Origin of the sequence: Algoriphagus yeomjeoni (assembly GCF_003259505.1) — a bacterium.
In the GTDB taxonomy this organism is placed as follows: Bacteria; Bacteroidota; Bacteroidia; order Cytophagales; family Cyclobacteriaceae; genus Algoriphagus; species Algoriphagus yeomjeoni.
The window spans coordinates 107,469-127,305 of sequence record NZ_QLLK01000002.1 but is presented as its reverse complement, the minus strand read 5'-3'; the positions used below and the strand labels follow the sequence as shown (position 1 = coordinate 127,305).

Here is a 19,837-nt window from a genome sequence, read left to right as displayed (position 1 = left end):
AAATCAATTTTTTAAAAGTCCCTGAAAGGTAGTTTAAAAACACTAGCTGTATGATCTCTCATGTATTGCATTTCTAGAAGCCAGTCTTTTCAATATCAGAACAGTTTATTCCATGGCATAGCATGTGAACTCTGTATATAGTAAAGCTTGCTGATGTACGCTAAGAACCTATTTGATGGAATTTCATTCTGTGCGAATCGAATTCTGTGTGTATTTATTCCTCAGAACGTGAAGAATGCGTACAATTTTAGTTTTCTAGTGTCTAAACCTACCACTTCAAATTGCTCTCAAATTATGTCAGATAAAACCCATAAACTCATTTTATTTCTAGGCCTATTTTCTTTTGGATTATGTAGTTGCGATGCATTAGAGGAAATCATACCCGATAAAACAAATGCTGGTGTAATCAGTGCTCTGTTGAATGGAGAGGCATTTAAAGTTGAAGGAGGCAAAGGCATACTGGCTTCTGAATTTCTGAAAGCAGAATTGGATTCCTCCGGTACTGATTTTTTACTAACCATTTATGGAATTCGAATAGAGGATGATAAGAAAGCTCTGGCAATGGGTATTCAATTAGCCGGGGAGTCTATCGCCAATGTTCAACCGGGAGATGTCTTCACCGATTGGATTTTGGTGGATGATAAGACGAGCACTTTTAAAGGCGCAAAAGGAGCTGTAGAAAAAAGAATTTCTGCGAAATCGGATGAAAATGTTTTCAAAGCAAGCTCCTACAACACAGATGAAATGACTTTAACTATTTCAGAAATTGATATTGAAGCGCAAGAAATCTCAGGAACCTTCAAGTTTTCAGCCTTGAATACCGAAAATGATACCCTGATCAATGTGACCGAAGGGACATTTGAGCAGGTAAAATGGAAAGCATTATAACTATAAAACACTACCCTTCAATCTATTTATGAACTTAATCACAACTATTATGAACAGAAAAAACAGTTTTAAAACCATCCTATTAGCTGCTTCTGCAGGGATATTAGCGGTTGCTTGTACAGAAAAAGATGAAATTCCTAATTATCCGCAGAGCGAAGTAAAGATATTGGCAACTATTGATACCGGGGAAGGAGCTGCAGGTGCACGTACCAATAACTTAATTTATGGAAACTTTGAGATTTCGGATATTAAGGTTTCTATCGATAATCTCAAATTGATTCTTCGCGGAACCAATGAGAATAGCAAGAAACCAAGCATAGTACAGGTGAGGGAGAATTCTCCACAGGTAATTACTTTACTCGAAGATGGAAATATTTATGAGCCATTAATTGCTACGGCAATGGCTTATGATGGCGTGTATGGCAAACTAAATTTTGACCTAGTTCAAGCCGAAAATGTACCGGAAGATGATGATATCTACGGGCTGTCTCTTTTTGTAAGAGCCCAGTGGTTTGACACGCCTGCCCAACTTTATATTGATTTAGAGGATGAAGTCAGTATTCGGTTCAACAAGGGTATTGAAGTAGCTGGATCGGTTGACTTGTATTTGACTTTGTACCTAGACACACTTCTTGCAGGTATAGATCCTAATCTTGTGTCTGATGGAAATGGTAATGGATTGGTAGAAGTAGGGCCAAATGACGAAGATGGAAACGGTGAAGCGTATGATGCAATTATCGCCAATTTGGAAAATTCGCTTTATTTGAAAAATGGAGAATTCAAGGAAGATAAGTCAAAGAATTAAATGCTAATCGCCCTATAATTTTAAATTTCTAGCAATTGTACCATCAGCTGATTTTGGATTTTAGTCCAGAATCAGCTGATGTTTTTTGTTTGATTAAGAGCTAAACTATGGCAGTTTTTTAAAGTTGATTTTTGGTTTAAGACCAGTTAGTTTTCGACGGTGCATACTATTTAATTCCTCATTTTTATCAAAAAAACCTCCATTTCTTAAATAAAATTGCCCGGATTTTTCTCCTCCCGCATAGTCCATTCTATAGCCTCGCTTAGCGATATCATCTCCTGTAAATTTTGCTTCAGTTAATTCTATCCAATTCCCATTCTCATCAGCAGCCCATTGGTTTCCATAATTGGCTGTGCGTTCAAGGTGACCAGATTCTGGGACAAAATTCTCCAGAAATGAATGAGGCCTCTTGTACCAAGTATCCGTTTTAGGTCTTAAAAAACTGGCGATAAGCATCCATTTGCCTATCTCAGGATCTTTAAAATAGGCCGTATAAATCGTGTTTCCTTTACCATCAGGCATCACAGAGTTAAGAAAGTGGTAAGTTTTTCCAGCCTTCCAGTCATACCTAAGAAAGCTCTGACCACCGGAGCCTTCATTTCCAAATTCACCAGTATAGACATCTTCACCTTTTTTCAAAAGAATGATTTTTTCCTCATCAGGAATTTCGCCTGGATTATCCGTTTTGAAAGGACTCCATACCGAAAACAGAATTCTTCGCTCTGTCTCTGAATTTACCTGAATTCCAAAATATCCCTCAGCAAAGCCATTAGCCATGAAATAGGAACCTATGGGATCTGAACCTACGGGAACGGTGACTTCATTATAGAACCATTTGATGTTTTTATTCTCAGGTAAAGTGTAGGATAAGTGTACGGATGGACCTCGTCGACCCCAATAAAAGCGATTGGATTCATTGTCTTTGACAAAAGCTAATTCAAGTTCTCCTTCATAGGAGATTAGGAGACTTTTAAGTTGAGCAAAGTGATTTCCAGATTTTTTAATACCCTTTAGTTTGATCTCGTTATAACCCGAGGCAAGTTTGAATTCACCTACTGCTATACTTCCGGATTCTCCTTTCTTAAGCGAAATGTCTTGAGTGTTATTTAGCGATATACTTATCTCAGAATCAGCTTCCTGTGTGTTCAATTCTAAAGCAATAAATACTTCTTTTTCGACAGAAGATTTCACATAAATGCTGAATTCACTCGCTGCATTTGACCAGGTTAATATTCCAGCTTCTCCAATTTTTTCTTGGTCATTTCCAGCTGTTTGAAAGGTGTTTCCACCCAGAGGGACAGTTATAGAATTTTTATTTTCCTGTATTGGGGATTTTGCTGCAGATGAAATTACAAGGCATAGAGTTAAAGCAAAATATAGGACAGTCCGCAAGGTGTATTTCATTGAAGTTTTAGAGGATTTTTATAAAGATATATTTCCAAAGTGAAATAGGGTAATTAGCAATAACTTTATGCCGAAGTTCTTAAAATTACATTCGAGTAAATAATATGAAATGAGCGTTTCAGTTACCCAAGACGAAGTGAAATTAAGTGATGAAGTGATCAATGCACTTTATCCTATCAAAATGCAGAAGCTTTCCAGTACGCATTGGACTCCAGTGGAAATAGCTAAAAAAAACATAAAGTTTTTAACTGAAGGTGAGCGCGATGTAGTCTTGGACTTGGGGTCTGGATCAGGAAAATTTTGTTTGGTAGCAGCATTAGCATCCAAGGCTACTATAGTGGGAGTGGAGCAACGGGAAAATTTGGTTTTGCTTTCTAGAAAAATCTCGAAAAACCTAGGGCTGCATAGCCTAAATTTCCTTCATGATGATTTAATTGATGTTGATTTTAAAGACTATGATTCCTTCTATTTTTTCAATGCTTTTGAAGAGTTTATTAATCCCAAAGATAAACTCAACAGACAGCAGGATTTGGATGAGTTAGCTCATCAAAAGTATATTCACTTGCTACGGGAAAAGTTTGATCAGACTGCAGCTGAAACTAGAATTGTGACTTATTGTGGAGCCTGTGAGGAGATTCCGGAGAGCTACAGGTTAGTAAAATCCGAGAATAAAGGGAAATTAAAGTATTGGGAAAAGAGAACTTAGACAAGTTCTGACTAATAGAAATAGCAAGGATTTTTCCCTTTGTCAAAACTTACAAGAAACTGTTTTAAGTAGTCTCCTGTTTACAAAGCATAACTCTTTTTTTAAGCACAAAATAACAACACTATGAAGTACAATTCTGTCGGGAATACCGGCTTATTGGTATCCGAACTTTGCTTTGGAACCATGACTTTTGGAGGTCAGCATGAGGATATGTGGGCTAAAATCGGTAAGCTCCAGCAAAAGGAAGTAAATGAAATGCTTACTGCCGTAGTCGAATCCGGAATCAATTTTATCGATACTGCAAACGTGTATTCCTTTGGTCAGTCTGAAGAACTTTTGGGTCAGGGATTATTGGATATTGATGTGCCTCGAGATGAAGTGGTAATCGCTACTAAACTTCTGGCAAAGATGAAGGACAAACCAAATAGTGCCGGACTCTCTAGATACAACATTTTCAATTCAGTAGAAGCTAGCTTAAAAAGGCTTCAAATGGATTACGTCGATATTCTATATGTTCACGGAGTTGATCCGCTGACCTCCCTAGAAGAAATTGTTCGTGCACTCAATGACATTGTGGAATCCGGCAAAGTTCGATACATCGCAATTTGCAACTGGCCGGCATGGATGGTTGCCAAAGCTCAGGCGATTGCACATTACCGGGGATGGCACAAATTCATGGGGCTTCAGTATTATTACTCCGCAGTAAGCCGGGATATTGAGCATGAATTAGTGCCGATGGCAGTCGACCATAACATCGCTATTTTCCCATGGAGCCCATTAGCAGGAGGGTTTTTGACAGGCAAGTTTACCCGGGAAGGTGCTGATGCTGATTCTAGAAGGGCGAGTTTTGATTTCCCTCCAATAGACAAAGAAAAAGCGTATGATTTGGTGGATGTAATGTCTGATTTAGCCAAAATTCATGATGCAAGTATCGCTCAAGTTGCATTAGCTTGGGTTAGACAGCAGCTAGGAGTTACCAGCACAATCATCGGAGCAAAAACTTTGACTCAGTTAAAGGATAATGTAGATTCCACGCAACTGCTTTTGACAGAAGATGATCTGCGGAAAATTGATAAAATCAGTCCACTTCCAATGCAGTATCCGGGCTGGATGGTGGAAAGACAGTCTAATTATAGAAAGTAAGTATTCGACTAGTCGAGAATAATTTTCTTCAAAAACTGAAATAATCTAGAGACGGAAGAGTGGATTGGTAGTCCATTTTTCTGTCTCTTTTTTTTTAATTATTGGATATTTCCAACGCGAAATATTGATAGCATCAGTATAGTATAAAACTTTAAAAATTCTTGCTATCTTATTGAGGCTAAATCCTATGTGAGTTTTTATAGCTAGGAAAGTGTTGATTCAATCAACCATTTTTAAAATAGTCCATGATGAATAAATACCTTTTAAAAAGCAGGCTAACACTCATTCTTTTTGCCTTGTCAATAGTTGGCTGCGTCAACCTCAAGTCTGTTGGTGATTTTTCAGCTTCCTCGATAGAAAGCATCAAGAATTTTGAACAAATAGACTATTCCTTTTTGCAGCATTGCCTGGATAGGTGTGCTGAAGAAGCTATTAGATTGTACGAAATAAAAAGAGCCCAAGAGTGTAGCTGTGCTCTCTATGAGGAAGCTGATAGTGTAGCTCAGGTGTTTTACAATACAATAGGGGGATATTTCGAAGGACTAGGGCTCTTGTCACAAAATGAACTCACCAACTACAGTAGCGAAGCTTTAATTGGAGCTCTAACTACCCAAGAAGTAGGTCCTCTTCAAATCGATGAGCGGACTGCTTCCGCTTTTTCAAGTCTTTCGAATACACTCCTGAGAGCCTCTACTGATTTTTACCGGAGAAAGAAGCTGGCAAAATATATAGAAGAAGCAAATGAGCCCATTCAGGTTTTGCTGGAAAAGTTTGAAGTGATCGTCAGTACCAATCTCAAAGGTGAATTGAGATTCAAGCGAGAGCGATTGTATGCTTATTACATGGATATGAAAATGAGTAGAACTGTGGTTTCAGAATACGAAAAAGGACAAGCAACAGCAGATTATTATCAAGCTTTAGGGGAAATTAAGCGGAAAGAAATGGAGCTTGCGGTATTTGGAAAAAGTCTGGCAGAAATAGCAAAAGGGCATCAAGTACTGTATGAAAATAGAAATGAGCTATCGGTCAAAAGTCTCCAAAACTTAGCAAAAGGATACTCTAGTAACATCAAAGGTCTAATCTCTGAATTCAAAAAACTTAATCACTAATAATATGGCCAATTTGACTTCCGATCAAGCAACCCAATTGTCTGATAATTTTTACAGTTTGGCAATGGCAATTGGTGACTTCAGGTATGAAAACTGGGATAAGCTATCCTTTGAAGAAAATAAGGAGCTAAGCGAAACTCAAAACATGTTGCTCCAGACAGGAGAGGATATTTTGGCTTTTTCTACCACTTTGATTATGGATGAAACCATTGATTCTTTAGCCAAAATAAATTCAATTACTGGTGAGATTCAGGATTCAATCAAGAAGCTCAACAGTATTCAAAAGGGCCTGAATGTAGCTGCAGCAATTCTGCTTCTGGGGGTTGCAATTGTTAATCGTGATACCAAAGGAATTGGTGACTCAATCAAAGGAGTTTATGAAACTTGGCAAGCGCCAATCCTTTAGCTGGAAGACTACTTTTTGAGTAGTTCCATCTGCTCCTCATTTTCGATCACCTCTTCATTATAAACCAGTGTCCATTCCAATGATTTGGTGAGGATGAAAATGTTGAGCAGTTCGCTCATCAAGCGATCTTGGGCATCAGACTTAAGAGTGGATTCATCGATTTTCTTGCGAAACTGAGCCGTTATGCTGGTTTTGATCTTGTTGTAATCCTTGCCTTCAAATTGATTAAGGTAATCCTGAGTCACATCGTAGTATTCGAATTCAGGATACACATTGACCACTGGCTCGGGGATTTTCACTAGGGTGACAGTCTTGCTTTCCGGGTCAATTTCAGTCTCCATTTGCCTCAAATCATATTCTACTGTAGCCTTCGCCTTAGCGATGATCAATGCCTTTTTATCTGCACTGACTAGGTTTAAAAAAAGTTTCTGGGAGTTTTTGTAAGTGAAAACCTGAGAATAATAGGCTTCTGTTACGATTAATTTACCCACTTGCTGTATCTGCTGCTGTATCATGGAGGAGTTAGCTTGCAGTTCGGCTTCTTCGTTTTTATTGTTAACAAAAAGCCAGATACCACCAAGGAGTATCAGTGCCGCTAAAAATCCAATTACAAATTTGATCATAAGAATTTATCTGAAGGATTGGCTTAAAAGTACGGGAATTGATTAGAAAGGATATACTTAAGTAGTATTAACTCTAATTCCAAAATGAAAATACCAGAGAAGTCAAAAAAAGCGATGAGATAATCCCATCGCTTAATTTTCTAACTCTTTTAATTTCCATCTTTTAGTTCACCTTGCATAAAGCATCAGTGACTTCATCGCCCATGGTGACTCACCTTTTTCCATGCTTTCAATTTTCAGGAACCTTGATGTTCCATCTGCTTTCCACTGAACAGTATTTTCTCCCTGATTTCCTTTTGCCTCTGCTACTTTCGTCCAAGCTTTTCCATCAGACGAAGTAGATACCGAATATGCAATTGGAAACTCTTTATTTCCAGCGTCAAACTGAACTTCAGTAATATGCTTTGCGGAAGGAAGTTCAACTTGGAACCACATGCCAGGCTCTTGTGAACCATCAGTTTTCCAACCTTTGTAGGTGAATGCATAAGAGGGATCTTTTGTAGAGCCAACTCCCTGCAAGGCAGTGCTACTCGCCGATATTTTCCAGTTATCCTGTAGCGGAAGTGCTTTTGGGATTTCTGAGACAAGTTCGTCAAACTCATAGGTTCCCTCTTTGTCGGCTGTTTCTTTTCTTAGTTGAGCTACATATTCAGGACTTACGAAGCTTCCTGAATTTCCGAAGTCGTTTCGGATATAAGAAACTACAGAAGCAATATATTCATCGTCATTGCTATCCATCGCAATCATTACTCCCTCGTATTCCTTTCCATCAAGTGCTCCATTCAATCCATGCAGCAAGGTTTTAACTGCATATTCTGGATGACCCATTAGTCTTTGTGAACCGGAGAAAGCTGGAGCAATCAGCTCACCGCCACCAGTAGGAGTACCCAAGCCTTTTGCACCGTGGCAGGTGGAGCAATAGCTATCGAAGATGGTTTTTCCTTTGTTGAAAAGCGCTAGTTGTTGAGGTTCAAACTGCGTGGCAGCCAGCTCCTTTTCCTTTGCCAAACGCTCCAATAACTGAGTCCCTACGAGTTGCATTCCCTGAGATTGATTTTCTGCTAAGGTGGCTTTGATCAACTCTTCATTCTGATCAATTTTAAGTACATAAGCACTTAATAAAGCTTGCAAGGCAACATCCTTTGAGGAGTCTTTGATCATTTCCTTGTAATCAGCTGCCAAACTCTTCTCGCCATATTTGTAAAGACTTTCGCTTGCACGAAGCGCCTGAATTCTCATTTGAGGACTTTTATCTTTCATCAGCTTTTTAATCATTGGAAGTTTAAGAGCATTCAATCCTTCAAGAGTCCATAAGGCATGGATTCTAGCCAACTCATTGTCAGAGGTGTTTACTAGTTTTTCCAATTCACCCACCACTGATTTATCCTGATTCAGGATGATAAGCTGCTGAGCTTTATCTCTCCACCAGCCGTTAGGGTTGCTAAGGTGACGTACAAGTTCTGCTGAAGTCTCATCCAGCATCTTCGGCTTCTCCTTATTTCTTTCCATTCCCTCATAGGTCAGTCTCCAGATTCGCCCATTTCCAGCAATGTCATCCATTTGATACTGTTGGATCTTGGTTCGTAGGTAGCTTCCTTCCTGAGTCCAGTTTCCCTGCTGAATAATACCGCGATACATATCCACGATGTACATGGTGCCATCAGGCGCGGTGGCGATATCTACAGGCCTGAATAGGGGATCTGTAGATTGTATAAACTCAGATTGAGCTTCTCGGTAGGGGTTTTGTATGTATGACAATCCATCTGTTTTCTCTGTATTTACTTGACGAACTATACGGCCAACTGGCTCACCATAGAAGTATTTATTCTGAATTTCCGCAGGAAGTCTATCTCCGCGAAATACATCATTTCCAGCTGCTCCGGTAACATTATTTAGTGATCCGTCAGCTTTAGCTTCTCGCATTCCAGGTTGGAAATCAGCCAATTTTACCAAGCTAAAGGGCTCTCTGAATCCGTCTTTGTACTGGCCTTTGACTCCAAAATTTCCATAGACAAGCGGAAACTGAAATCCTTGTGGCACTCCACCAGCTCCATCCTGGAACCAAGTCTGTCCATAATTATCCTGAGTTACTCCCCATTGGCCCCATGGATTTCCTGCAGGTTCTTGAATAACTCCATCTGGTGTCCAGCGGATTCTTCTGGAATTATAGGTGCTATACATCCAGTTGTCCATGGTCCAAGTCAGGAAGCTAGTCTGATGCTCCACATTACCGGATCTTCCTAACCCAGAGGCAAAAAGCTCCTTTTTGTCCGCCTTTCCGTCACCATCAGTATCGGTGTATTTATAGACATTGTCCTCATTTGACTCCATGGACAAAATGGTGTTTTTGCCAAAAGGAACCACATATCGAGGAAATACCAAGCTATCTAAGAAGATGACACTTGTTTCATAAACGCCATCATTGTCCTTGTCTTCCCATCTGGAAATCCTCGAAGTAGGCATGAGTTCGCCTGTGGCGTCGATATCCTGCATGTAAGTTCTAAGCTCGAGGACATACATACGCCCATTTCCGTCAAACTGAATTGCCGCAGGTTCACGGATCTGAGGTTCAGAAAGAATAGGCTCAAGCTTGTATCCTGGCTGAAGAATAAATGATTTCAATTCTTCATTCGCCGAAACGGGAATCAAAGGTGCTTGAGGACTGAGGTCTATGCCTTTCCAAACGGGCGATTCCATATCTGCATCTTCAGGGATGCTTATGGCAGGGTAGGGCTGCTCCAATCGCTTAGGATCCATGGAATCCGCCGGTGATACATCAAAAGGTGATTTTTCCGGTGTACAACTGGAGAAAATAGCCAGAGTTACAGTATAGGAAAATATGAGGTTATTTGAAATTCTCATTAAGAAATATGACTAGGTTTATCATTGATTTCCTTCAGTTTATGGAGGAATTGCAAAATATGAGATTCTATGCGAAAAGGGGATACCAAAGAAATAATTGTGTTAAAAATTATCTTTGGAGTACTTTATATACAAAGCAAGTAGCTGGCTCATACTAGATTTTAGCAGTTGATTTTTTGAAGAAAATAGAATTAAAAGTTAGCCTAAAATCAAGATTTCTAGGAGGATATGTTTTATCCAGATTTTATAGTACCTGTTAAAAGTTGTATATTCTAACCTTAGTTAACTTCTATAAACCTAAAATAACGACCATGGATAAGTTAGAAAAACTAGAAATGATGGATAAGATCCTGAGAGAATTTGATGATTTGAAAAATAGTCAAACTTCTGTATTGAAGAAAATATCGAAAATAGAAGCCGATAACATCAATCTCGGTGTGAGCCTTCTGGAGAAAAAATTACCAGATATGTGGTCAAATGTAGATAGCAACCTTGCTTTAGTCACTTCTCTTGAAGAAGAATTCCAAGAGCTTCGGGATAAGTTTTACACTGACAATAACATCAAGGCTTTACAAGATGAAGCTAACAAAGCTTGAGTTCAACTAATAGAAAAGATAAAATCCTTGCATAAAGCAGGGATTTTTCGTTTTTATCCGGATGGGTTTAAGTGAGGGTAATTATTCTAGCTAATCCAATTTGCAAGCGCTATAGATCTAATTCTGTAAAATCCTCACAGTGACGAGCAATTGCCCGAAATGTCGCTGCGTATGTTCTGCCGCATGAAAAAGTAATCCTCCAACAGTAGAAGGAAGTTTAGCTCTTCCTACTCCACGGAATTCAGTCAAGGTATCAGCATTGATTCTTGCTATAAATTCTAAAAATGCCAGAATCTGCAAATCAAGATGACTCAAGAGTTCTTCAGTTGTCAGGTTATGGTCCAGCTCACCTTCCTTTTTCAAATTATCAAATTGAATCTTACTAAGAGATTCTGCTTTAGCATAAGTCACCATGCGATCCAAAACCCCTGTGAGATGCTGCAAATGAAAAGCTGCACTTGCCATTCCTGCAGGTCTTTCCCAAAGTAAATCTGATGGAAAATCTTTCATCAAGCCATGAATCTCCTCCTGAGCTTGCAGGACAGCATGCACTACAGGTTGCAAGAGGAGTGGGTAGCCATCTATTGGCCCTCTTAGCCATACTTCGGGTTTCTGCGTCATGGAAGTAAATTAATGGTGAAGGGTAAGTACTTACAAAGTTAATTTTTTGGCAGCCAAGATTTAATGGTGGAGTCAAAAACCATAGAATAGTCTTAAAATTTGCCATTTATCAAATTTTTATAGAAAAATATGAAGCTTACAATCTTAATATAACTGCTATGCGTATTAAATTCAGAAGAATATTTTACTAACCCCTATTACTATGAAAAAATTTGGTTTACTCCCTGCTGCCGCTATTGTAGGCTTATTGTTTTTTCAGGCTGCACAAAAGCCAGAACCTGAAAAGCATCCTGATCTCAATTTATTTGACGCAAAAATGCCTGCCAATGTGAAAGCAGTGGTAGAGCAGAAGTGTTATGGATGTCACAATGCTGAATCTAAAAATGAGAAAGGCAAGAAGAAGTTGGATTGGGATTTTTTCGAATCGGAAAAAAAATCCAAGCAACTGGCCACCATGTCTAAAATCAATGAAGTACTGACTGAAGGCGATATGCCCCCAGCAAGGTTTTTGGAAAATAAGCCTGAAGGAAAACTCTCAGACGAAGAGATGGCAATCTTGAAAGAATGGAGTGCAGGAAAGAAGAAAAAAGCAGAGTAAATGAAGGCTTGGCAATACACAGGGCTAGCAATAGCCCTGATTTTTCTTGGAGTTCAATTCGTTCCCAACGATCTTCCGGAGGTGAGCCAGGATAATCCCGGTGATTTACTGGGTTCTGGTATTGTAGATGGAGAGGTGGCAGATTTACTACAAACTGCCTGTTACAACTGCCATAGCAATGCAACTAAATACCCTTGGTATTCTCAAGTTGCACCTGTGTCCTGGTTGGTTGCCAAGGACGTAAAAATGGCTAGGGAAGAGGTTAACTTTTCTACTTGGGCCGAATACGAGCTGATGGATCAGCTGGCAATTTTGGATGATATTTATTCGAATGTGGAAGAGAAGCACATGCCTTTACCGATTTACATCACCATGCATGCAGAGGCTGATTTGGATGATGTACAGCGACAAAAAATAGTTGATTGGGCGGAGGCTGCCATGGATATCATTGCTGAGGAATATTGAGGTTTTATTCTTTATTGAAGAAATAAGAGATAATTCTAAGTGCTAAAGTCAGTAGTCTGAAAATGAAGAATAGATCTTATGTATATCCGCTGTGGTGCCATTAAAAGGATGAAGGATACTTAAAAAGTGGGATCTATAACAGTCAACCTTATTTAGGGAAGTATACTCTTTTGTATTAGGTTCTGTGTTTTCCGACCAGTCAAGCGAAGAGTGTATAGTGCCTGACATCATTTCGGATAATCATATCAACTTAAAGGCGAAAAGAATAAATCGACTTGAAAGATTGGGGTGAATTTTTCCTACATATCGGTATGATTTCTACACTTGATTTCTAAGAAATTTACTTAAGCATTTTTTTAGGTTTTTAAGAAGTGTTTTTTTAGTTAACTCTATTCAATTTGTTTTAAGTCCCTTAAATCAAATTCAAGGGGGATTTTAGGTGAATAAGTATACAATGAGTTTTCATTTTGTGCTGGTATTTAGTTGGCATACGCTAAGATATATCTCCTTCATAGCCCTATAGTATTGAAAGGTTCGGTTTTAGCTAAGTATGCCATAATGCTAAACCATCCATTTCTAATGAATAACCCAACTCATCCTTGTTTTACCAGGATTTTAGATACTGTAGGGCATACACCGCTAATTCGTCTTAATCGATTGTTTCCTGAAAAGCAGCTGAAAATAGCAGCAAAAATGGAGGCTTTTAATCCTGGCGGAAGTATTAAAGATCGTACAGCCTTACAACTGATCACAGACGCTATGGAAGCTGGGAAGCTGAAAAAAGGAGATACGGTCGTAGAATCTAGTTCGGGAAATATGGCAATAGGTCTCGCACAAACATGCAAGTATTTCGGCCTTAACTTAGAAGTGGTGGTAGACCCAATGGTTAACAAGCAAAATGTTAAAATCATCAAAGCCTATGGAGGCAAAGTGAATTTTGTGAATACAGCAGCCAAAGAAGGCGGATATTTGCAGGCTAGGTTGGATAGGGTACAAGAGATTTTAAGAGATAATCCAAGAAGCTTTTGGACCAATCAGTATGGCAATCCGAAAAATCCTGCAGCTCACAAACAGACCATGCATGAGATCGTTAAAGACCTAGGAGCAGCGCCAGATTATCTTTTTGCTGCTACCAGTACCTGCGGGACGCTTATGGGATGTGCAGAATATATCAATGCAAATAAGCTCAAAACCAAATTAATTGCTGTGGATGCGGTGGGAAGTGTGATTTTCGGAACTCCAGCAGCTGAACGCAAAATCCCAGGTCATGGAGCAGGCAGAAAGTCTCAATTCCTTGACACAAAGGCAATTTTCGATGTGGTGCACGTAAGTGACGAAGAATGCGTGGCAGGATGTCGTCTGTTGATGAATACTGAAGCCATACTCTGTGGTGGGTCTTCGGGAGCCGTTACATCAGCAGTTCAAAGATATGCTTCAAACATTCCCTCTGGAGCTTCTATTGCCATGATTTTATGTGATCGAGGCGAACGTTACTTAGATACTATTTACAATGAAGAATGGGTGAAAGAGAATATTTCAACCCAAGAGACTGTTCTGGTCTAATTTCTTTTCAAGTCAAAAATATCAATAAATGAGTCAAGAGAAAATGCGAATAGCAATAGTAGGATTAGGTCCAAAAGGACTCTATGGCTTAGAACGCCTTCTTGCTAATCTAGCAGAAGCAGAATATCCTTTTCCTACAGAAATACATTTGTTCAACAAGTCAGATTCCTTTGGTGCCGGGGAAATCTATAATCCTGCTCAGCCATCGTATTTGAAAATGAATTATGTCAATGGCTATATCAACATGTGGCCTGAGCAAAAGCCTAAACCAAATGTTCCTCACCCAAAATCTTTTGTGGAATGGCTCAATGAGCGTAAAGATGAGTTTCCAAATGACTCTGAATACACCTTTTCTTCAAGAGCTACAGTAGGACGATACCTATCTGAGGGATTCAATGAGTTGCTTGAAAACTGTCCGGAGCATATTTCAATTTTCAAGCATGTAGGTGATGTCATAGGTATAGAACAGAATGAAGACGGTTATTCTGTTGATTGCAAAGTTTCAGATGACAATGTTCCTTTAAGAGTTAATGCTATACAGAATCTGTTAATAGCGACCGGCCACCCTTGCATCAATGATGCTGACTTAGTGGCTCAAGATACTCATATAGACTTTATTTACCCAGTAGATCTGCGTCTCAAGGGGATTTCCTCTGGGAGTAAGGTAGCTATAAAAGGAATGGGGTTAACTTTTATCGATGCAGTACTAGCCTTGACGGAAGGGAGAGGCGGGAAATTTGTAGCGGATGAAACAGGTGACCTCATCTACACCAAATCAGGAATGGAGCCTGAAGTACTTTATCCATTTTCCAAGTCTGGAATGCTAATGATTCCCAGGGGAAATACCTACGGAAAATCATCACTGGCGCCTTTCTATTTTAATAAGGAATCAGTTGAATATAGTGAGACATTAGAAGGGAAATATGATTTTGAGCATCAACTTTTGCCGCTCATAGAGCAGGACTTTACGGTTGTATATTATTCCAAATTATTTTCAAGTAAAGGACTTAAACTGGAAGTTTTGAAAGATTATGCAGAAGTGGAATTTCAGATTGAAAACTTCCACGAGCAAAATCCTGACCTGCCGAGATTTGATTTCTATAGCTTTCTTGAAGGGACTATTTCGGATGGCGAGTTGAATAAAAGTACCCTTGAATTCATTCGTATGAGTATTCAGGAAGCAGAGAGAGGTGTTGAAGAAAGTGCATTTGCCGCTGCTGCGGACGCCTGGCGGCATCTAAGTGACTTATTTAATGAACTTTATAGCTTTGGTGGACTAAAGCCACAATCCCAAAAGACTTTTCTGGAAAAATATGCCGGACACCTGAACAGAATAAGCTATGGTCCACCTATTGAAAACATGAAGAAAATCGAAGCTATTGCAAAAGCTGGCCTGATCGATTTCTCCTTTTCCCAAAATCCGGAAATTTCTTACTCTTCAAAAACTATACTCTCAAATAATAAGGAAGAGAAAGTCTCTGTAGACTTTCTGGTAGATGCACGTGTTCCCAAAATCCAATTACATCGCTGTGCAGGACCACTATATAGTACTTTGCTGGAGCAAAACTTAATCATTCCCTATGTGAATCGATTGGAAGGCCGTCTTGATTTCAGACCGGGATGTTTGGCCATCAATGAAAAAGGAAATCCCTTGGATGAAACTGGCTGGGCAAATGAAACTATAACCTTTACCGGAACTCCAACTGAAGGACTCACTTACGACAATGATTCTCTTTCCCGGCAAAGGAATGATTTCGTAAGTGATTGGGCTAAAGACCTAACAAAAAAAATACTTCAGGAAGAACCCGAAACACAACTTCGATCAAACTCAATCTAATGGCTCGCTTACCAACACTTACTCCAATCACCTCTTCATGGATGCATGAACTCATGGATGAAAGGCGCGTTTTGAATCAACTGCTGGAAAAGCACGGCTCACCTATAAATATCCATCAGACGGACCTAATGCAAAAGAATTTCGAATTGTACCTTCGGGTGTTTGAGGAGGAAGGTCTAAAGAATAAACTATTTTTCGCCAGAAAAGCCAACAAAACCAAAGGTGTAGTCAGAAAGGCTCATGCACTTGGGATGGGCATAGATACTGCAAGCTATCGTGAATACATGCAATGTCTGGAAATGGGCATTCCAGCTTCAGACTTGATTGTCACGGCTGCAGTCAAAAACAGAGAACTAATCGAAAAAGTAATTAAGAACGGCAGCCTGCTTGTTCTTGACAATGAAGATGAATGCTTACAAGTTCAAGAATCAGCTGAAGAATTAGGTAAAAACGCAAATATCGCTTTTCGAATCAGTGGTTTCATTGTTCGGGAATCTAAGCTTTATAGCAGATTTGGATTCGATTTGGAGACCTTTGGTTCCTTCGTTGACGAGAATTTCTTTAATTCCAATAAATTCGATCACCTCATCTACAAGGGGCTGCACTTCCACCTCAATGGCTATTCTACCGAGGAACGAAGTTTAGCCTTGAGCCAGTGTCTAGAATTATCAGAGCAATTAAGTCTAAAAGGATTTAAAACTGAATTCATAGATATAGGTGGAGGAATACTCATGAACTATCTCAAATACGAAACAGAATGGGATAATTTTAGCTTGCAACTTCGTAGGGCAATCATTAACAGAAGAGATCCGATAACCTTTGAAAATCAGGGTTTAGGGCTGCAAGTCTTTGGGGGATCACTGCTGGGTGAACTAAAAACATATCCATTTTGGAACTACTTATTCAAGGGTGATTTTCTAAGAAAAATTCTTTATCATAAAAATTCCTCTGGTATTACTCTAGCCCAGCATGCTAAGAGTCTTGGAGTAGAAATCAGAATGGAACCTGGGAGATCTATGTTGGACCAAGTTGGTCTTACTGTCTCCAGAGTCGCTTTTCGAAAAAAAGATTCTAGGGGAGACTGGTTGGTGGGTCTTGAAATGAACATGACTCAGATGCTGAGTGGGAGCGCCGACTTTATGTTGGACCCTTTTGTATTATATCAAAATGAAGATGCAGAAGGAGAAGCCGCTGAAGTGTATTTTACCGGTGCTTATTGTCTTGAACGAGATGTCTTGCTGAAACGAAAAATTGCTTTGCAAAAACTCCCGCAAGTAGGAGACTTGGTGATCTTTGTGAATACAGCAGGATATATGATGCACTTTTTTGAGTCAAGTGCACATCTATTTCCTTTGGCTACAAACCTTATCTGGAATAGATCAATTGAAAATAGCAAAATTGATCTGGCTCATTTTCAAAATGATGACAACCATTAATATACCTCTATAGTACTAGTCAGTCCGATAGATCGAGGTTTGAAAATAATTTTGCCTTTCGCCCGTCTATTGGTTTGCAATTCATGACTGAATTGTTTCATACAATTTCAATATGAGACATACCGAAATTCCTGAAATTGGTCTTTGGAAACCCTTCCAACTTTAGATAGAAATAGATCTCCAGCTATTCCTATTAGAAATTATATCTCGCAGTTAGCAGCAGGATGCGTGTTTCCTGCTTAGAATAGTAATCTTGGGAAAAGCTATTTGTCAGGGAATTCCCCGAATACCTTCTGGAGTCAAACACATCCCTCACAGCCAAGGTCACACTTCCTTTGTTATTCAAAAATGATTTTTGGAGACTAGTATCCAAGTAATACACAGCTAGGCTTTTTCCCTGAGCCTGTATCTCAGGAGACTCATAACTGGCGGCAAGCTGAAAGTTGAATCCAAAAGGAAGTGTAAAATCCTGATTCAATTTAGCATTCCAAGTAAAGCCCTTATTTGTGAATTCCTCGCTGATATTGGAAGCATCTACCACAATCCTTGTAAAGGTCAGACCACCATTCAATGAATACCAGTCAGAAACTTCTGCCGTACCAATAAACTCCACTCCATAAAGCTGGGCAAAGTTTAAATTGTCAGGCTGAGAATAGGAGATACCATCTTCTATGATCGTGATAAAGTCAATTTGATTGTTGATTTTTCTGTAAAATAGATTTGTGGTCAAACTCGTTTTCTCGAAGTTAGCCAGGTGACCAAACTCAAATGAATTGATCATTTCTGGGATCAAATTGGGATTTCCCCTTCTTACATTCAAGCTATCCGTGATATTAGGAAAAGGATTCAATCTCCAAGCTCTAGGTCTATCAATTCTCCTGCTGTAGGTGAATTTTATGCCGTGGATGTCATTTAATTTATACAATCCCTGTACGCTGGGAAACAGATTGAAATACCGCTGTTGATTCTCTTCCTCAGAGTTATATAAGTAGGTATCTACTTGAGTATATTCTCCACGAAGACCAAGGCCATATTCAAACTTTGGCTTGACACCGGAGTAAATCAGGTATCCCGCATGAATTTGATCCTGATATAAAAAGCGATTGCTCACCGCTGGATCTATCACAAAATCCTGTCTGCCCTCATCAAAGCGTTGATAGATGAAATCATTGTCAAACTCCCGTATGTTGGATTTTAATCCTGTTTCGAACTTCCCATTTTCCAAGGGTTGTATGTAGTCAGCCTGCAGCACCGTGATATTTCGCACTTCATCGGTAAAAGCCCGCTCTCTTCCTGTTAGGTTTTCCGAATCTAGAATCAAGGTATTATTGAAGATTTCAATATTCTGAGTTTTATACTGGTTTCTGAACGAATGACTGGCTGTAGCTCTGAAGAGATGTCCTTTTTCTTTGAAGTTATGTTCAAAAATCAAGGCATTGTCCAAACCATCGTCGCTTTCCCCTTCATTATTTCTTCGGATATAGTCAAAATCCTGGCCCAAGCGCCTCTGCTGGGCATAAAGCGTATTGATATTTAAAGTCTCATTGGCTTGAAAAACCCCTTCATAACTCAGGGTGTTATTTCCAAAATAGTAGTCCGCGCCAAAGTTCAGGTTGTTACCAATATCTGAGTCAGAACTTCTCGTGGTTTGTTCCAGCGTTTCATCGTCTTCGAAAATCAGACGGGAGGAATTACGTTCTCCCACAGATTTCCAATTTCTATAATTGTAACCTGCATAGACATTGAATTTCATATTTCTATGATTGATTCTACCACCTAAATTTGTTCTACCCCTTGTCCCATAAGTAGCTTCTGCACCGCCATGAGTTCCTAGTTCTATGCCTTTTTTCAAAACGATATCAATCACACCTCCTTCTGCCTCGGCATCGTAGCGGGCATTGGGGTTATTGATGATTTTGATCTCTTCCACCACCGAAGCTGGCAATTGATCCAAATTCTGAGTGAGGGAAGAATTACGGCCGTTGATCAAAATATTGGTATTCGAACTTCCACGAAGTGATATTCCTCCATCATCGCCTACAGAAACTGAAGGTGTATTTCGCAAGATATCTAGAAGAGTTCCTCCAGCATTTGCCAGGTTATTTTCTGGGGTGATGATCAGACCTTCCAGCGTGGACCGAACCGGGAGTTTAGAAGTTTCTACTACCACCTCATCGAGGTTTTTACTTTCACTTTCGAAGGTCAAAGAACCCAGATTAATAGCTCCACTGGCATCTATATCAGAAACAATCAGGTCTTTGTAGCCTATAAAAAAGGCTTTGAGCAAATAGTTACCTGCGGGAATAGATATACTGAATTCACCGGACTCATTGGTGTCGGAATAGGCTTCCGGGGTTTTATCCTCCTCTGCTGAAAACAATGCCACTTGGGCATAACCCACAGGCTCATTGGTTTTAGAATCAATCAATTTTCCAGATACCTGAACCTGCTGCGCAACTGAGATTAGGGGAATAAAAAATAATAGAATTAAAACAAAGAAAAGCGTTCTACAGTGGCACTTTTCAAGGAAGTTATTATTCATGGTGATTGGCTTCAAAAATAAGGTTGAGACTTTATACTATCATAACAGACTTTAGCTCAAGTTGTTTCTGTCAATTAATGATTGGGCTGTATATTAAAAGAGCATATATGAATCCTACGCGTTAAATTCAATTTGGAGCCTTGTTTTTACTATAGACCTCAGCATTTATGATACCTGACCTTGGGTACATTTTGCACCCTTAGGCAGGATCTCCCCATTTTTGGCAAATTCTT

At 39.4% G+C, this 19,837-nt stretch carries 17 protein-coding genes; 12 read left to right on the top strand and 5 right to left on the bottom strand.

Annotated elements, in window-relative coordinates; all coding sequences use genetic code 11:
- The first annotated feature begins 294 nt into the window (after positions 1-294).
- On the top strand, positions 295-888 hold the full coding sequence (locus LV83_RS03835) for a DUF6252 family protein (RefSeq protein ID WP_111610217.1): 594 nt from the start codon (positions 295-297) through the stop codon (positions 886-888).
- 49 nt (positions 889-937) lie between these two features.
- Positions 938-1,693 (top strand): hypothetical protein, encoded by a 756-nt coding sequence (locus LV83_RS03830; RefSeq protein WP_111610216.1) that lies wholly within the window; start codon positions 938-940, stop codon positions 1,691-1,693.
- A 105-nt stretch (positions 1,694-1,798) separates the two neighbouring features.
- On the opposite strand, the gene LV83_RS03825 is transcribed toward LV83_RS03830, so the two are convergent.
- Positions 1,799-3,097 carry a DUF3472 domain-containing protein gene (locus tag LV83_RS03825; protein WP_111610215.1) on the bottom strand — a complete coding sequence of 433 codons (1,299 nt, stop codon included), beginning with the start codon at positions 3,095-3,097 and terminating at the stop codon, positions 1,799-1,801.
- 109 nt (positions 3,098-3,206) lie between these two features.
- Here LV83_RS03825 and LV83_RS03820 point away from each other — a divergent pair, with 109 nt between their 5' ends.
- The 4 genes from LV83_RS03820 (at position 3,207) to LV83_RS03805 (ending at position 6,461) form a co-directional block, all read left to right on the top strand.
- Positions 3,207-3,803 (top strand): class I SAM-dependent methyltransferase, encoded by a 597-nt coding sequence (locus LV83_RS03820; protein ID WP_111610214.1) that lies wholly within the window; start codon positions 3,207-3,209, stop codon positions 3,801-3,803.
- Between the two features lie 123 nt (positions 3,804-3,926).
- Positions 3,927-4,946, top strand: coding sequence for an aldo/keto reductase (locus LV83_RS03815; RefSeq protein WP_111610213.1), 1,020 nt, complete (start codon positions 3,927-3,929; stop codon positions 4,944-4,946).
- Between the two features lie 248 nt (positions 4,947-5,194).
- Positions 5,195-6,055 carry a hypothetical protein gene (locus tag LV83_RS03810; protein WP_146613686.1) on the top strand — a complete coding sequence of 287 codons (861 nt, stop codon included), beginning with the start codon at positions 5,195-5,197 and terminating at the stop codon, positions 6,053-6,055.
- Between the two features lie 4 nt (positions 6,056-6,059).
- Positions 6,060-6,461: a hypothetical protein gene (locus LV83_RS03805; RefSeq protein WP_111610211.1), complete on the top strand. Its 402-nt coding sequence runs from the start codon at positions 6,060-6,062 to the stop codon at positions 6,459-6,461.
- Between the two features lie 8 nt (positions 6,462-6,469).
- Here the strand turns inward: LV83_RS03805 and LV83_RS03800 are convergent, their stop codons facing one another.
- A complete protein-coding gene (locus LV83_RS03800) occupies positions 6,470-7,084 on the bottom strand; it encodes a DUF4230 domain-containing protein (RefSeq protein ID WP_111610210.1) in 615 nt (204 codons plus the stop codon).
- Positions 7,085-7,252: 168 nt separating this feature from the next.
- Complete coding sequence (locus LV83_RS03795; RefSeq protein WP_111610209.1) at positions 7,253-9,946, bottom strand: DUF7133 domain-containing protein; 2,694 nt, start codon at positions 9,944-9,946, stop codon at positions 7,253-7,255.
- A 311-nt stretch (positions 9,947-10,257) separates the two neighbouring features.
- Here LV83_RS03795 and LV83_RS03790 point away from each other — a divergent pair, with 311 nt between their 5' ends.
- Positions 10,258-10,542, top strand: coding sequence for a hypothetical protein (locus LV83_RS03790; protein ID WP_111610208.1), 285 nt, complete (start codon positions 10,258-10,260; stop codon positions 10,540-10,542).
- Positions 10,543-10,659: 117 nt separating this feature from the next.
- On the opposite strand, the gene LV83_RS03785 is transcribed toward LV83_RS03790, so the two are convergent.
- Entirely contained in the window at positions 10,660-11,163 is a 504-nt protein-coding gene (locus tag LV83_RS03785) for a DinB family protein (protein WP_111610207.1), read from the bottom strand.
- Between the two features lie 202 nt (positions 11,164-11,365).
- On the opposite strand from LV83_RS03785, the gene LV83_RS03780 reads away from it, so the two are divergent.
- From LV83_RS03780 to LV83_RS03760, 5 genes are all read left to right on the top strand, one after another.
- A complete protein-coding gene (locus LV83_RS03780) occupies positions 11,366-11,761 on the top strand; it encodes a heme-binding domain-containing protein (RefSeq protein ID WP_111610206.1) in 396 nt (131 codons plus the stop codon).
- Positions 11,762-12,226, top strand: a complete 465-nt coding sequence (locus tag LV83_RS03775; protein ID WP_111610205.1) for a heme-binding domain-containing protein — start codon at positions 11,762-11,764, stop codon at positions 12,224-12,226. It abuts the gene before it with no gap.
- Positions 12,227-12,805: 579 nt separating this feature from the next.
- Entirely contained in the window at positions 12,806-13,789 is a 984-nt protein-coding gene (sbnA, locus tag LV83_RS03770) for a 2,3-diaminopropionate biosynthesis protein SbnA (protein WP_111610518.1), read from the top strand.
- A 28-nt stretch (positions 13,790-13,817) separates the two neighbouring features.
- A complete protein-coding gene (locus LV83_RS03765; protein ID WP_111610204.1) occupies positions 13,818-15,626 on the top strand; it encodes an FAD/NAD(P)-binding protein in 1,809 nt (602 codons plus the stop codon).
- On the top strand, positions 15,626-17,062 hold the full coding sequence (locus LV83_RS03760; protein ID WP_111610203.1) for a type III PLP-dependent enzyme domain-containing protein: 1,437 nt from the start codon (positions 15,626-15,628) through the stop codon (positions 17,060-17,062). Before LV83_RS03765 ends, LV83_RS03760 begins: the two co-directional genes overlap by 1 nt.
- A 193-nt stretch (positions 17,063-17,255) precedes the next feature.
- Here the strand turns inward: LV83_RS03760 and LV83_RS03755 are convergent, their stop codons facing one another.
- Positions 17,256-19,604 (bottom strand): outer membrane beta-barrel family protein, encoded by a 2,349-nt coding sequence (locus LV83_RS03755; protein ID WP_111610202.1) that lies wholly within the window; start codon positions 19,602-19,604, stop codon positions 17,256-17,258.
- Between the last annotated feature and the right edge of the window lie 233 nt (positions 19,605-19,837).

Bases quoted from the DNA above. Each gene is read 5' to 3' on its own strand.
- LV83_RS03835 (WP_111610217.1), top strand. From the start codon at position 295: ATGTCAGATAAAACCCATAAACTCATTTTATTTCTAGGCCTATTTTCT.
- LV83_RS03830 (WP_111610216.1), top strand. From the start codon at position 938: ATGAACAGAAAAAACAGTTTTAAAACCATCCTATTAGCTGCTTCTGCA.
- LV83_RS03825 (WP_111610215.1), bottom strand. From the start codon at position 3,097: ATGAAATACACCTTGCGGACTGTCCTATATTTTGCTTTAACTCTATGC.
- LV83_RS03820 (WP_111610214.1), top strand. From the start codon at position 3,207: ATGAGCGTTTCAGTTACCCAAGACGAAGTGAAATTAAGTGATGAAGTG.
- LV83_RS03815 (WP_111610213.1), top strand. From the start codon at position 3,927: ATGAAGTACAATTCTGTCGGGAATACCGGCTTATTGGTATCCGAACTT.
- LV83_RS03810 (WP_146613686.1), top strand. From the start codon at position 5,195: ATGAATAAATACCTTTTAAAAAGCAGGCTAACACTCATTCTTTTTGCC.
- LV83_RS03805 (WP_111610211.1), top strand. From the start codon at position 6,060: ATGGCCAATTTGACTTCCGATCAAGCAACCCAATTGTCTGATAATTTT.
- LV83_RS03800 (WP_111610210.1), bottom strand. From the start codon at position 7,084: ATGATCAAATTTGTAATTGGATTTTTAGCGGCACTGATACTCCTTGGT.
- LV83_RS03795 (WP_111610209.1), bottom strand. From the start codon at position 9,946: ATGAGAATTTCAAATAACCTCATATTTTCCTATACTGTAACTCTGGCT.
- LV83_RS03790 (WP_111610208.1), top strand. From the start codon at position 10,258: ATGGATAAGTTAGAAAAACTAGAAATGATGGATAAGATCCTGAGAGAA.
- LV83_RS03785 (WP_111610207.1), bottom strand. From the start codon at position 11,163: ATGACGCAGAAACCCGAAGTATGGCTAAGAGGGCCAATAGATGGCTAC.
- LV83_RS03780 (WP_111610206.1), top strand. From the start codon at position 11,366: ATGAAAAAATTTGGTTTACTCCCTGCTGCCGCTATTGTAGGCTTATTG.
- LV83_RS03775 (WP_111610205.1), top strand. From the start codon at position 11,762: ATGAAGGCTTGGCAATACACAGGGCTAGCAATAGCCCTGATTTTTCTT.
- sbnA (WP_111610518.1), top strand. From the start codon at position 12,806: ATGAATAACCCAACTCATCCTTGTTTTACCAGGATTTTAGATACTGTA.
- LV83_RS03765 (WP_111610204.1), top strand. From the start codon at position 13,818: ATGAGTCAAGAGAAAATGCGAATAGCAATAGTAGGATTAGGTCCAAAA.
- LV83_RS03760 (WP_111610203.1), top strand. From the start codon at position 15,626: ATGGCTCGCTTACCAACACTTACTCCAATCACCTCTTCATGGATGCAT.
- LV83_RS03755 (WP_111610202.1), bottom strand. From the start codon at position 19,604: ATGAATAATAACTTCCTTGAAAAGTGCCACTGTAGAACGCTTTTCTTT.